The sequence below is a fragment of the Tissierella simiarum genome, from assembly GCF_018917865.1.
GTDB lineage: Bacteria > Bacillota > Clostridia > Tissierellales > Tissierellaceae > Tissierella_C > Tissierella_C simiarum.
Genome location: NZ_JAHLPM010000001.1, coordinates 203914 through 217597 on the forward strand (window position 1 = coordinate 203914; position 13684 = coordinate 217597).

General features: G+C 31.2%; 13 protein-coding genes. 1 reads left to right on the plus strand and 12 read right to left on the minus strand.

The annotated features are described in order from the left end of the window. The 8 genes from KQI42_RS01040 to asrA all read right to left on the minus strand — a co-directional run bounded on the left by KQI42_RS01040 (position 1) and on the right by asrA (position 8520). Positions 1 to 759, minus strand: a complete 759-nt coding sequence (locus tag KQI42_RS01040; protein WP_216515883.1) for a hypothetical protein — start codon at positions 757 to 759, stop codon at positions 1 to 3. Positions 760 to 980: 221 nt separating this feature from the next. Continuing rightward, entirely contained in the window at positions 981 to 1949 is a 969-nt protein-coding gene (locus tag KQI42_RS01045; RefSeq protein WP_216515892.1) for a TDT family transporter, read from the minus strand. Positions 1950 to 1959: 10 nt separating this feature from the next. Beyond that, positions 1960 to 3189: an NAD(P)/FAD-dependent oxidoreductase gene (locus KQI42_RS01050; RefSeq protein WP_216515894.1), complete on the minus strand. Its 1230-nt coding sequence runs from the start codon at positions 3187 to 3189 to the stop codon at positions 1960 to 1962. A gap of 2 nt (positions 3190 to 3191) precedes the next feature. Further along, entirely contained in the window at positions 3192 to 3608 is a 417-nt protein-coding gene (locus KQI42_RS01055) for a 4Fe-4S dicluster domain-containing protein (RefSeq protein WP_216516378.1), read from the minus strand. A gap of 12 nt (positions 3609 to 3620) precedes the next feature. Further along, entirely contained in the window at positions 3621 to 5693 is a 2073-nt protein-coding gene (locus tag KQI42_RS01060; RefSeq protein ID WP_216515897.1) for a molybdopterin oxidoreductase family protein, read from the minus strand. A 46-nt stretch (positions 5694 to 5739) separates the two neighbouring features. Then, entirely contained in the window at positions 5740 to 6696 is a 957-nt protein-coding gene (gene asrC / locus KQI42_RS01065) for a sulfite reductase subunit C (protein WP_216515899.1), read from the minus strand. A 12-nt stretch (positions 6697 to 6708) separates the two neighbouring features. Continuing rightward, positions 6709 to 7497, minus strand: coding sequence for an anaerobic sulfite reductase subunit AsrB (asrB, locus tag KQI42_RS01070; protein WP_216515901.1), 789 nt, complete (start codon positions 7495 to 7497; stop codon positions 6709 to 6711). Next, positions 7498 to 8520 (minus strand): anaerobic sulfite reductase subunit AsrA, encoded by a 1023-nt coding sequence (asrA, locus tag KQI42_RS01075; protein WP_216515903.1) that lies wholly within the window; start codon positions 8518 to 8520, stop codon positions 7498 to 7500. It abuts the gene before it with no gap. Positions 8521 to 8655: 135 nt separating this feature from the next. Between asrA and KQI42_RS01080 the strand changes: the two genes are divergently transcribed. Then, the gene (locus KQI42_RS01080; protein ID WP_216515905.1) at positions 8656 to 9333 is read left to right on the plus strand and encodes a Crp/Fnr family transcriptional regulator; all 678 of its coding nucleotides are present in this window, start codon (positions 8656 to 8658) and stop codon (positions 9331 to 9333) included. A 214-nt stretch (positions 9334 to 9547) separates the two neighbouring features. Here the strand turns inward: KQI42_RS01080 and KQI42_RS20795 are convergent, their stop codons facing one another. The 4 genes from KQI42_RS20795 to KQI42_RS01100 form a co-directional block, all read right to left on the minus strand. Then, positions 9548 to 9862: a DUF5301 domain-containing protein gene (locus tag KQI42_RS20795; RefSeq protein ID WP_216515907.1), complete on the minus strand. Its 315-nt coding sequence runs from the start codon at positions 9860 to 9862 to the stop codon at positions 9548 to 9550. A 110-nt stretch (positions 9863 to 9972) separates the two neighbouring features. Beyond that, the gene (locus tag KQI42_RS01090; RefSeq protein ID WP_216515909.1) at positions 9973 to 10863 is read right to left on the minus strand and encodes a DNA-3-methyladenine glycosylase family protein; all 891 of its coding nucleotides are present in this window, start codon (positions 10861 to 10863) and stop codon (positions 9973 to 9975) included. 104 nt (positions 10864 to 10967) lie between these two features. After that, entirely contained in the window at positions 10968 to 12233 is a 1266-nt protein-coding gene (locus KQI42_RS01095) for a Glu/Leu/Phe/Val family dehydrogenase (protein WP_216515911.1), read from the minus strand. Between the two features lie 222 nt (positions 12234 to 12455). Further along, entirely contained in the window at positions 12456 to 13676 is a 1221-nt protein-coding gene (locus KQI42_RS01100) for an electron transfer flavoprotein subunit alpha (protein ID WP_246565991.1), read from the minus strand. Positions 13677 to 13684 lie beyond the last annotated feature (8 nt).

Below are 13684 nucleotides of genomic sequence, written 5' to 3' on the forward strand. Positions count from 1 at the left end.
CTAATCCACCCTTTCTATTATTAAATTATCATCCTGTAATTTTATCAATCCTAAATATTTATCCTTTTCTTCTTTAACTTCAATATATATCTTATCTTCTTCTATCATTAGTCCAGTAATATCCCTATAATCTCTAGTTTCTAAATATGCCTCAAATCCAAAGCCCTTCCACTTATATGTATTTATAATTTTTCTATTATCTTCTAGTATTTCAATGGATACTATTTCGTCCATGCCATCTTTATCTATATCAGAAAAAATATAGTTAGTAAAAGGTCTAGATAATCTTGATCCTCTCCATTTTGGTTCTAATTTTCCATCCTCAAAGGAATATATAAAAGGTCTTTTAGTCATTACTTGATGAAGAGGAGATTTTTTATATACTCCTATAGATATTTCATCTTTTCCATCTCCATCTATATCTCCTATAGATATTTTCCAAGGTTTAAATTCTGAGAAGTCTCGTCTATATATTTCTTTCATTTCTTCTAATGAAAAAATAACTACTTCTTTACCAAATTTTCTCCATCTTGCTCCTGTCAGTACTACTAAATAATCTTTATTATCTCCTTTGATATTTCCTACGGCATATTCTTTAACTTTTTCTTTTGTTAAAAATGATAAATCTATATTTTTACCTAAATATAGTTGTATAGTCGAGATCTCATCCTCATTTCTCATATAATTTTGGAAAAACCAAAAATAGAAACCCATAAAAAATATTAGTATAATTCCTATTAGAATTTTAAAATATTTCATGGAATCTCTCCCCATCCTATCTACTTTTTATTTAATTTTAATATATCATTATTCTAACTGAAAATAGTTACATATTCTTTACAATATTTGCTCTCCATTAATTAATTTTTTTACTTTAATTATCAATTCTCTTATTTTCCTATACCTTTAATTCACATGAAAACTGTAATACTATTTTTTGCGACAAGAGAACCGCCCCTCTATCACAAAAAATGGAATCCTTAAATGGATTCCATTTTTTTATTTATTTGTTCTCTACTTTTTAAAAACATTATTAAAAACTGAATTAATACATAACCTATAATAGTAGTAGTAATATAGATTTGAAATCCGGATAATTGCTTAATAGCAATAGATAATTTCTCATACCCAAGTCCTCCTACAAATTTATAAACTTGAATGGAAGCAACAATTCCTATTGCCATAGGGAAAGTCATTCCTGCATATCCTGGTGTAAAGTCAAAAGAGAAAAACTTAGGCAATTTACAAATTACAAAAGCTAATGAAGAGATAACTGCAAAATAAAGACCAAATACTAAATATAGGCTTGGATTATCTATATTATTTAAATAGCTTACTAAACATAAACTACATGGTGCTAATAAAATTGCCATAGTATGATAAACTGGTGCTTTAATTTCCACTTTTATCAATCTATAAATCATAAAAGGAATAAGTAATAAATAAACAGTAATGCCATAATAAGTGATTATCTTGCAAATAAATGACTCATTCATTGCTTTACCAACTACAGCAGAAACCATAATACCATTATAGGTAACAAACCAACTAGGCAGAAAAGTATTAATGTTAAAATTACTCAATAAATTTCTATAGGTAAATACAAGAATGTGAATTGCATGAAGACTCAATCCTATAATCCAAAGACTTTTCCCAAAGACTTGATTAAATTCAATATAATAACTACCTAGTATCATCATAATCATTGTAAAACCCGGATATAGACTACTTGAGACTGTAGTAGTATATTCCTTTTTAAACGTCTTAGGATATTTCAAAATTTTTATAAGATAAAAAATCCAGATACAAGTTCCAAGGCACATAAAAACATGTCTTATCCAAGAAAAACCTAAACCTTGATATACATTGGATAGAGTTAAGGTTCCAACCATAGTAGGCAAAACAGGCACCGGCATATTTTCTAATCTTTCCAAAAATGATTTATCCATAATTATCCCCCTATTCATAACTAAATTCAAGATTATCTGTAGTATGGAAAAAATCAGAGTAATCGATTTTAAAAATTGGTTTCTTTACTTTAGAAATATCGATATTCTCTTTAATTAATTGTGTTAATACTCCTGCATAAGAAAGATCTCCTTGAAGAATGGTCCCATGAATTTTTCCATCTTTATGAATAATTTTTTTATAGTTCCCTTTTTTGTCTTCTTCTATCTCTACTAAATAGCTATCATCCGTCGGCTCATTAATTCCTAAAGACATAGTTGGAATACCGAAAAAATTCATAGTAGACTTGCTGGTAAAGAAATCTGTCATCTCTTTATGCACTCCAACCATATTGCTGCCAGCAATAATACCTTCCTTTACAGCTACAGGCCAAATAGGTCCCCATCCAGTAACATCCCCTGCACCATAGACATCGGGGTCATTGGTTCTTCCACTTCTATCAATAATAAGGCCCTTTTTATCTACTTTAATTGTGGAACCATTTAGGAATCCAATATTAGCACGAACTCCAGCAGTTACAATAAGTAATTCACAAGGGATTTCTTCCCCATTATTTAATGTAAGGCTTTTAATCTTATTTTCTTTATCAAGATTAATTTTTTTTGCACCAAGATTGAAATAAAACTTTACTCCTCTTTTACGAAAAGCATCTTCATATGTCTTAGCAGCTCTTTTATCTAATTGAATGGATAGTAATCTATTCTGCATCTCTACTAAATATAGATTTTTTTTCGAATCTATTAATCCTGTAATAGCATCGACTCCTACTAATCCTCCACCAATTACAGCAATATTATGTACTTTATCTATTTGTTCCATGATTTTCAAACAATCATCTATATTACGAAATCCTAAGACATTTTTAGCCTTGTCCATATTTTCAATAGGTGGAAAAAAGGAATTAGACCCTGTTGCAATAAGAAGTTTATCATAGCTAATAGTTTGTTCATTAGATAAATATACCTCTTTCTTTTCTGCATTTAACCCAATTGCCTCTTTACCTCCAAACCATTGAATGTTATAGCGATTAACAAAATCTTTTTCTACAAAACTAAGTCTATTCATAGTACGATGGCCAGCCATATAATGATGTAATATACATCTAGAATATATAGCTTCGTCTTTAGATATCATAACAATTTCTCCTTTAGGATCCAGTTTCCTAATCTCTTTTGCTCCATTGACACCTGCAGCAGATGAACCTAAAATTACATACTTCATAACTATACCTCCTCTAGGGTAATTGCATACATTGGACATTTTTCAATGCACATTGGTTTAGGAGAACTATTTTCAGTACGATGAACACACATATTGCATTTCATAATTAGTTTATGATCAATCCTATCACTTTTAAGAACACCATAAGGACATGCCATAATGCACATATAACAGCTAGCACATTGTGCTTCATCATATTCTATAAATCCAGTTTCTGAATTCTTGTGCATTGCACCAGTCATACAAGTATAAGCACATTCAGGTAAATCACAATGGCGACAGAAAATAGGAGAAGCTTTTGTTTCACTATCAATTACCACACGATTTCTTGCATCATTACTTTCATGAGATACTACACAAGCAGTAACACAGGTTAAGCATCCAATACATTTATTTCTATCTATCTTTATTCTTTTCATAGCTATTCCTCCTTAGAGTTTTTCAAAATAAACTGGTGTAGCCTTATAAGATGGCTCTTTTGAATAAGAGTCATAAAGAGAAGGCGTCAGTTTATTACATTCAATATAATGTATTGGTGCATAAAGCTGTTCATACCTTAGATTATCTGTTATCTTTACGAGAAAATCAGCATTTTCTCCATTAATAGAATAAACACGTATAGAATTATTTTCTCTAATTTTATTCTCTACAGCCAATCTAGTATTCATATAAATATATGCTTTCCTAATACTAACATCTTCAATGAATTGAACTTCTCTAGTACGAGTTTGAGTATGCCATTGTCCTACCGTACCTCTTCCTGTATTCAACACATATGGAAACTTATCTGTAGTAGGAAGCGGATTTTCCCTCACTTCCTCAAATACAAACTTTGCTTTTTGCGATGGAGTATAAAACTTACCGTCTTCATAAAGTCGTCTTTGATCTTCTTTTAGTTCTTCCCCTTCTCTAAAAGGCCATTGAATACCATTAGAACCTTCTAGTCCTTCCCAAGTTACACCTGTCATATCACAAGGCATTCCTCTAGAACATTCTTTCATTAGTTCAAAGCAGTCTCTTGGTGTTTTCCATTTATCTAGGAGAGAATCCATTCCTAATGCCTTACCTACTCCATAGATAATTTCATAATCATTTTTTTCATTTTTAGATTTTTCCAAGCAAGGTCTCATGGCAGAAATCCTTCTTTCAAGATTAATATAAGTTCCTTCTTTTTTAATACCAGAAACTGCTGGAAAAAACACAGTGCACTTCTTTGCACTATCTGTATCATCATAAATATCTTGAACCACAAATAATTCAAGTTTCTCAATTGCCTTTGCAAAAGTCTCATTATTTGTCCAGCTATGGCGTGGATTGGTACAAAGAATCCATAATCCTTTAATCCTACCTTCATTAATACCTTCAATTATTTGATCATAAGTTGCTGTTGGTTTTTCTGCTAAATCAGAATCTTGTACTCCTAATACTTTTGCAATACGTTTTCTTCTATTAGGATCATTAAAATCACCACCACCGAAGAAACATGCCGTATTACTATAAGCTCTAGAGCCCATTGCATTACATTGTCCTGTAATAGAATTAGCTCCAGTGCCTTCTCTTCCAATATTACCAGTCATTAAAGCTAGATTGATAATAGCTTGAGCAGTACGTACTGCTTCATATCCTTGATTAACTCCCATTGTCCACCAGAAAGATACACGTTTACCCCCATGTATAAGTTCTACAAGTTCTAAGATTTGTTCTCTTTTTAATTCTGTAATCTCTACAGCCTTATCTAAAGTATAAGATTTTACGAAGGATTTAAATTCCTCAAATCCCTCCGTATTTTTATCTATATATTCTCTATTAATATAATCTTTTTCAATTAATAAGTTGGCAATTGTATATAATAAAGTCAAATCTGTTTTTCCTTTTAGTCCATACCAATAATCAGCGTTTTGAGCTGTTTCAGATCTTCTAGGATCAATTACAATTACTTTCTTATCCGGATTTTTTAAAATACGCTCCCACAAAATCGGATGGGCAACTACTGGGTTTGCCCCAATCAAAATAATTGTATCCGATACATCAATATCTTTTAAAGTAAATCCCGGTGCATCAAAACCAAAACTTTGCTTATGAGCAACAACAGCTGTTGCCATACAAAGTCTTGTATTTCCATCTACATTAGTTTTGAGAAAGTTTCTCATAACATGTCCGAATAGGGCAAACTCCTCCATAGTAAGTTGTCCAGTACTTATTCCAGCAATACTTTCTCTTCCATATTTATCTTGTAATTCCAATAGTTTATTTGCTACATAATTAAATCCTTCTTCCCATGAAACATACTTAAAACTTCCATCAGATTGTCTAATTTTTGGTAAAGGTGAACGATCCACTGTAGTTTGCTGCTTATCCAAAGACAATCCTTTGATGCAAGAAAATCCGTCATTAACTGGATACCTTTTAGTAGGAACAACTTTTACAATTCTATTATCTTCTACATAAAAATCAAGGTTGCAGTCCAATGCACAATAGTTACAGGTTGATTGTACTTTTTTCATAGCCATCCCTCTCTTATTTTATTGCATTCTCTTAAGTTCTTTATTATCACCAGTAAATATATTCAGCTACCTTTGCTTCTTTTGGCAATTTAACATCTTTCAATGCCCATTTTTTGAACTCCTGATATCCTGTACGATCTACAATATAACCAACATGCTCTTTAGGCAGAGTACGATCAATATATTCATCTACATAACCATAGGTATTTTGAATAATTTTAATAATAGATGCTTCATCAGCTCCTTGAATAAAAGTCTGTGCCAAACGTGGACCCTTTTTTCCAGTTCGTCCCATAATTACTAACTTATAAAGCTTCTCTTCTTTCCTAGACCAAGCCTGCATAGGACAGGTCAAAACACATTCTCCACACTCTATACAAATTGCTTCATTTCTTACAACTTTTCCTTCTACCATTTCTAAAGCACCAACAACACGCTTTTTACAATTTTTCACGCACGCTTCACAACCTACACAATAATAAGGGTCATATTTAACATTTGCCATTCCTATGATTCCAAAATCCTGCATATGAGCTTTTATACAATCGTTTGGACAACCAGTAGTTGCTATTTTAAAATGATGATCATGGGGAAAAACTGCTGCTTCTATTCTTCGAGCTAATTCTGTAGTATTATAGTTTGCATAGGGACAAACTCGATTTCCAATACAAGCAGATATATTTCTTGTTCCAGAAGCAGGATATCCTTCTTTTGGATTATCAATCTGAACTCCGTAAGGCAACTCTAATTTTTCAATTACTGGGCTAATTAATTCATTAATTTTTTTCATATTTTCAAAGTTAATTCCTGTGATTTCAAAGCCTTGTCTTGATGTAATATGAAGTTTACCATCTCCATATTTTGTAGCAATTTCGTATAAAGTAGGTATAATTTCAGCAGGTAGTTGCCCACCAGGAATTCGTACACGTATAGAAGTTTTATCTCGCTGTTTTGTAATTCGAAATGCATTCTTTTTAATTTTTTTAGTGTTTAAATCTAACATCCGTCTTCCCCCTTAATCTATTAATTTAACAGTTTTATCATATCTAAATACTGGACCTTCTAAGCAAATATAAGTCTCATCAATTTTACAATGTCCACATTTTCCAATGCCACAGGACATTTTTCGTTCAAAAGAAACCCAGATTTGTTCATCTTTAATTCCTAGTTTAGATAATTCCATTCCAGTAAACTTCATCATTGGAGGCGGTCCCACCATAATTACACCAACATTATCAATATTAGAAAGATCAAGCTTGGATACATGTTCTGTTACAAAGCCAGTATTGCCTGTCCAGCCTTCTTCAGGTGTATCAATAGTTAAGCAAACATCCATATTTTTTTCCCATTTTTCAAATGATTCTTTAAAGAGAATATCTTTAGAAGACTTAAATCCACTAATTAATTTAAAACTATTTAACTTATCTAAATGTTTATGAAAATAATTAATAATACTTTTTACAGGAGCAAGTCCTGTTCCACCTGTGACCATAATTAAATCTTTCCCAAAATAAATTTCTGGATCGAAATTATTACCGTAAGGTCCGCGAATATGTAAATTATCTCCTACATTTTTATTAAAAATAGCATCTGTCACGCGCCCAACTTTTCTAATAGTTAGCTCTATTAATTCATCGTTATAATCACTAATAGAAATAGGCACCTCTCCAAACTTTGGAACTGATACCTGTATAAACTGTCCTCCTTTAACATCCATAATTTTTTCAATAAAAAATGTATAGTCAATATCTGTATGTTTAGTAATCTTTTTAATTTTTGCAGGATACGTCATATATGGATTCATCTACTTTACCTCCTCATGATCTTCATTAACTTTTTCAGAAACCAAATTAATACATCGTGCAAAAGATATATATTCTGGGCATCTATCATCACAACGACCACATCCTACACACATGATTTCTCCAAATCGTTTCTTAAAATCATAAACCTTATGCATTGTTTTAAAACGCATCCTTGAACCATAATCCGTCCTAAAAGAATGTCCTCCCGCCATATCCGTAAATTTGTCTACCTGACATCCTGCCCATACACGACGTCTTTCACCATTATTTGGATTTTCTTTATAGTAAATATCACTTGTAGTAAAACAACTACATGTAGGACAAGAAAAATTACAGCGACCACAAGATATACATCTCATTGCATAATCTTTCCACATTTCATCATTAAATAGAGAAAAATCCAGTTTTTCCACACTAGGGATCGTAACATTATAATAATTCTCTAAAACATAATCTGGGGTAAATTCAATTTCAATTTCTTCCTTAAATTCCTCTTGGAATATTGGATCTTTAGCTTCAATATGGACTTTATCGTCAAAAAATTTAATTCCCATAGAATAATTGTCAGTTTTATTCGTCCCCATTGATGCACAAAAACAATTTTCAAAACTTTCCTTACAACCAATTAAAATATATTTAATTGCTTCTCTTCTTCTCTTATAATATGGGTCAGTATAGATGCCATTTTTTAAAAAAATATAATCTATCCGATCTATTGCATGAATATCACATGCACGAAGAAAAACTAAATATTTCTTTTTATCATATACTGGTTCATTAAGTTGTTCTTCTTGAATATTAAAAAGTGTTTCTGTAACTGGAAATAATACTTCCTTTGCAGAAAAAATGGATTTTTCTTTGTATTCAATATCCTCTACTTTTTTAATTTTCTCATAACGTATATTATCTGTATCAGAAAACCTTCCCCCTGCTGATATCTTAACAGGTCCATAAATCTCATAATCTCTGGACCATTTTTCAAGATATGAATTAAATTTAATATTTGTTATTTCATAACTCATATAATATCCTCCTCGTTAATTGTAGTGACAATTCTGATTTATTATAACTCATATAAAGCAAATAGACTGTGAAATGTATCACAATTATGATACAATATTATCAAAAATTTAAAACAAAAGTGGGGAGTGAAATAGATGATGATTCTTAAACAATTAAATAAATTTGAATCTTGGAAAGATATTTCACAAAAAACAAAAGAAAAATTTTTAAAATACTCCACATATATGGAAAATACTAAAGGAACTGTTCTTTATCTAGAATCAGAGTTAAATCCATTAATCTATCTTATTCTTTCGGGGTACATAGTATTATCGAAAATATCTCCAGAGGGAAAAGAAAAATATTTATACTATCTTTCAGATGGAGATTTTGTGAACCAATGTAGTATTGATGGAAAAGTCACTACAACCAGTGCAAAAACTATTAGTGATACATGTCTAATTAGTATAGATAAAGATATTTTACTAAAACTAATGCAAGAAGATTTTAATCTTAACTTTCTTGTACTTACCTCATTGGCACATCTAACTCGTAGAAGTCAGCGACAAATTCTAAATCTAGGAATCTATAATACAAGCCAAAGAATAGCTTCTAGGCTATGGAAATTATCAAGGGATTATGGCAAAGAAGTGAATGACTATATTTTAATCGATGCACCTATGAATCAAACAGACCTTTCTAACATGGTAGGAGCTTCTAGAGAAACTGTAAATCGTTTTTTAAAAGAACTAGAAAGTAAAGGAATTATTTTTTTAAAGGGTCATAGAATTATAATTATTGATAGAGATAAACTTTTAGACTATATAAATTAAAAAATCTGCTCAATAAGAGTATCCATCTTAGAGAAGTTTTTGTCAAAACAAATAAATTTAAAGCTGCAAAATGCCCCTCTAATACCTTGTTAGTATTAGGGGATTGTTTATTTTATATGCAGCAATTATCATACAATACAATGATTATGTTATTATAATCAATCTCGTATATACCCTGATAAGACTGTTCAATATAATATTTTCCTTTTTCCTCTTAAAGGAGAAGAGTAGTGACTTCTTTCTGTTTGTTTAATTCAATTTTAATATAGTTATCTACTAAAGGAACATCTTGAATACTCTTTCTATCTATCTTTTTTTCGCTTGAAACTAAATTTTTCAGAGTTAAAATATGATTATAGTCAGTAATTCTAATGGCTGAACTTTTGGATGTTACTTGTTTACTTTCCCACTCTGTCATCTGAACTGACAAAATATCTTCTGCATTTGGAATAACAATATTGTTATGGAATTCACTCTTAGGATTACTGATAAGTCCAATACAAATTGCTACAAAGGCAATAATTAACACAAGGATTAAACCAACGTGTCAATAAAAAAACCGAAATTTACTACTAAAATCAGTAACTTTCGGTTTCATTAGATAAACTCAAGATAGCCTAATACATATTATTTACAACCCTATTTCCCTATACCTAATTCTCTAGCATAATAAAATAGGTACTGCTGAGCAAATCCTGCAAGATTACCAAATATTCTGGCACCATGAGAACCTATTAGTTTAACATTAGTATCTTCCTTCAAGTAAAAGTACTCCATGACCCTCTTAACCCAAACATCAACTGGAAAAGCCTCATCTTTATTAAATGCAAACAGTAAAATGCAATCACTAACCTTTGGTCCAACTCCAGGTAAAGTCATTAACAACTCCTTACCCTTATCTCTATTTAAATCATAAATTAAATTTAAATCTAGTTCTTCATTAGCTATAATCTTTGCTGTCTCTACAATTCGCTCTCCTCTAAATCCTACTTTACATATTTCCTTTAAATCATCTGATCTAGCCTTTGATAGACTTTGTGCAGTAGGGAAACTATAATATTCCATATTAGAAAAATACTCTTCAGTTTGTATTTTCTCTCCATAATATTTAGACATTAGTTCTATAGATTTTTTTATTCTAGGTATTTGGTTGTTAGCTGAGGTTATAAAGGATATTACCATTTCAAAAGGTTCTTGATTGAGTATTCTAATACCATCCCCAAATTCAATTGCTTCAGCTAATATTGGATCTTTAGACAATTCTTTTTTTATTTCATCATAATCTCTACCTAAATCAAAATAATGATACCAAACATTGTTAAAATCCTGTAAATTAGTATTAGATAGTATAATATCATTGTCTTCTTTCTTTACATTAATCACTTTTCCATAAGCTATTGTAGTATAGGATTTATCTTCTTCTACATGCCATCTGAAAGCTTGACCACATTCAAATATATGCTTAGGTTCAAAATCCTTTATGTTTTTTATTATAATTTTATTTTCTTCTTCAGTTATATTATAGTTCATAACAATACCCCTTTTCTAATTTTTATCTACTATTATAATTATCCTATAACTTCTGCTTCTATTCAAGCGAGAAAAAAGAAACTGGCTAAAAGCCAGTTTCTATATTAATACCATCCTCTTAATTTCATTACATCAGCAACTTTTTTAACTGAATGCATGTAAGTTGCTTTTCTCATAGTAACATTGTATTCTTCTTTAATTTTCCAGATATCATTAAATGCATTAACCATAGCAATTTCTTGTTTTTGTACAACTTCATCTTCTTCCCAATAATATCCGTATAGGTTTTGTACCCATTCAAAGTAAGAAACTGTAACTCCACCAGAATTTGTTAAGATATCTGGAGTAACTGTAATTCCTTTTCTTTCAAGTACTTCATCTGCATCTGGAGTAATAGGTCCATTAGCAGCTTCACATACTAATTTAGCATTGATTTTTTCAGCTACTTCTACAGTAACAGCATTTTCTAATGCAGCTGGAACCATGATGTCAACGTTTAATGCCCAGAATTCATCAAGTGAAATTCTTTTAGCCTTTGGATAATCTACTAAGTTTCTATGAACGCTCATATAAGCAGCCATATCTTCATAGTCTAATCCTTCTTCATTATATATAGCATAAGTACCTACATCTTTAGCCCATTCACCAACAGCTACTATCTTAGCACCTTGACCTTGAATATTTTTAACAGTAAAACTACCTACGTTTCCAAATCCTTGAACAGCTACACTAGCTTTCTTCATATCAATGCCTACTTTAGCAGCTGCTTCTCTAACTATTACTGCAACTCCAAATCCAGTAGCTTCGTTCCTTCCCTTTGATCCGCCCCACTCTACTGGTTTACCTGTTATTACTCCAACAGCAGCATGACCAGTTAATTTATTGTATTCGTCAACCATCCAAGCCATAATTTGACCATTAGTGTTTACGTCTGGAGCTGGAATATCAATTTTTTCTCCTAAATATTTATAAAGTCCTTGTATGTATCCTCTAGATAATCTCTCTAATTCTCCTTTTGATAAAGTACTAGGATCTACTGTAATTCCACCTTTTCCTCCACCATATGGAATACCAGTTACACAGCATTTGAATGTCATCCATACTGATAAAGCCTTTACTTCATCTAGATTTACTCCTGGATGGAATCTAACTCCACCTTTTGCAGGTCCTATAGCATCATTATGAACTGATCTGTAACCTTTAAATACTTTAACTGATCCATCATCCATTTTAACCGGTATAGATACTTCTATTACTCTTTGAGGTTCCTTTAATATTTCATAAACAGATGGGTCAAGTCCTAATGCGTCACACGCGATTTTAACTTGCTTTTGAGCACTCTCAAGTGGATTTAAATTTTCCTTTGCCATTAAATACGACCTCCCTCTGATTTGGTTAGATGAAAACCTTTTCATCTAAAATCCATTATAATTACAATGGCATTATAACATACATATATTTTTTTGTAAACTTTTCAGAAGGTTCTCAATAGTCTACAATATTGACTATGAAACCAAGTCATATACTCAAAAAATCAAAAAATTTTAATTAAAAAATTAAGAGGCAGTAAATTCTGCCTCTTAATTTCAAATTTATTTTGCTAATTCCTTAAAAGCATCCATTATATCATCTACGTTATCTAATGCTTCTATAAGTTCTGGTAATATTTCATAAACATCTCCTACTATACCATAGTCTGCAACTTTAAAAATTGGAGCATTTGGATCTTTGTTTATAGCAACGATTACTTTAGAATCTTGCATACCAGCTAAATGTTGAATAGCTCCTGAAATACCACAAGCTACATATAAAGTAGGTCTAACAGTTTTACCAGTTTGTCCTACTTGGTGACCATGCTCAATCCAACCAGCATCTACTGTAGCACGGCTTGCACCAACTACTCCACCCAACTTTTTAGCTAAGTCTTCAATAAGTTTAAATCCTTCTGTATTTCCAAGTCCTCTACCACCAGAGACTATAATTTTAGCTTCTTCAAGCTGTACTTCTGCTTTACCGCCTTTAACTACTTCAATAACTTTTGCTTTAATATCTTCACTATTTAAATTTGGAGTAAACTTAATGATTTCTCCAGTTCTGTTTTCATCATATTTAGCTTTTTCCATAACTCCTGGTCTAACTGTAGACATTTGTGGTCTATGATCAGGACATATAATAGTAGCCATTAAGTTTCCACCAAAGGCTGGACGAGTTTGCATAAGTCTTCTGTTTTCTAAATCTACATCTAATCTTGTACAATCTGCTGTAAGTCCAGTGTGTACTCTTGCAGAAATTCTTGGCCCTAAATCTCTACCTATATTAGTAGCACCAATTAACATTATTTCTGGTTTTATTTCATCAATCATATCATAGATTACTTTTGTATATCCATCAGTAGTATATACTTCTAATAGTTCACTATCTGCATATAGTACCTTATCTGCACCATATTTTACTAATTTTTCCGCTAAATCATCTACTTTATTTCCTAATAATACTGCAGTTAATTCTGTTTCTAGAGCATCAGCTATTTTTCTACCTTCTCCTACTAATTCAATAGCCACATTTAATAGGTTTCCTTCTCTTTGTTCTGCAAATACCCAAACGCCTCTATATTCATCAACATTAACTCCACGTTTTTTAGCTTCTTCTTTTTCTATAACCTTAACTGGACACGCTTCAACACATTGTCCACAGGCTGTACATTTCTCTGTTATTTTTGCCTTTTTGTCATTCATTTCTATAGCATCAAAAGGGCATACTCTAACACATTTTCCACAACCGATACATTTTAATTCCATTACTTTTACTGCCATGCCTATTT

Coding starts and splice junctions, on each gene's coding strand:
- KQI42_RS01040 (WP_216515883.1), bottom strand. CDS start 759: ATGAAATATTTTAAAATTCTAATAGGAATTATACTAATATTTTTTATG.
- KQI42_RS01045 (WP_216515892.1), bottom strand. CDS start 1,949: ATGGATAAATCATTTTTGGAAAGATTAGAAAATATGCCGGTGCCTGTT.
- KQI42_RS01050 (WP_216515894.1), bottom strand. CDS start 3,189: ATGAAGTATGTAATTTTAGGTTCATCTGCTGCAGGTGTCAATGGAGCA.
- KQI42_RS01055 (WP_216516378.1), bottom strand. CDS start 3,608: ATGAAAAGAATAAAGATAGATAGAAATAAATGTATTGGATGCTTAACC.
- KQI42_RS01060 (WP_216515897.1), bottom strand. CDS start 5,693: ATGAAAAAAGTACAATCAACCTGTAACTATTGTGCATTGGACTGCAAC.
- asrC (WP_216515899.1), bottom strand. CDS start 6,696: ATGTTAGATTTAAACACTAAAAAAATTAAAAAGAATGCATTTCGAATT.
- asrB (WP_216515901.1), bottom strand. CDS start 7,497: ATGAATCCATATATGACGTATCCTGCAAAAATTAAAAAGATTACTAAA.
- asrA (WP_216515903.1), bottom strand. CDS start 8,520: ATGAGTTATGAAATAACAAATATTAAATTTAATTCATATCTTGAAAAA.
- KQI42_RS01080 (WP_216515905.1), top strand. CDS start 8,656: ATGATGATTCTTAAACAATTAAATAAATTTGAATCTTGGAAAGATATT.
- KQI42_RS01090 (WP_216515909.1), bottom strand. CDS start 10,863: ATGAACTATAATATAACTGAAGAAGAAAATAAAATTATAATAAAAAAC.
- KQI42_RS01095 (WP_216515911.1), bottom strand. CDS start 12,233: ATGGCAAAGGAAAATTTAAATCCACTTGAGAGTGCTCAAAAGCAAGTT.
- KQI42_RS01100 (WP_246565991.1), bottom strand. CDS start 13,676: ATGGCAGTAAAAGTAATGGAATTAAAATGTATCGGTTGTGGAAAATGT.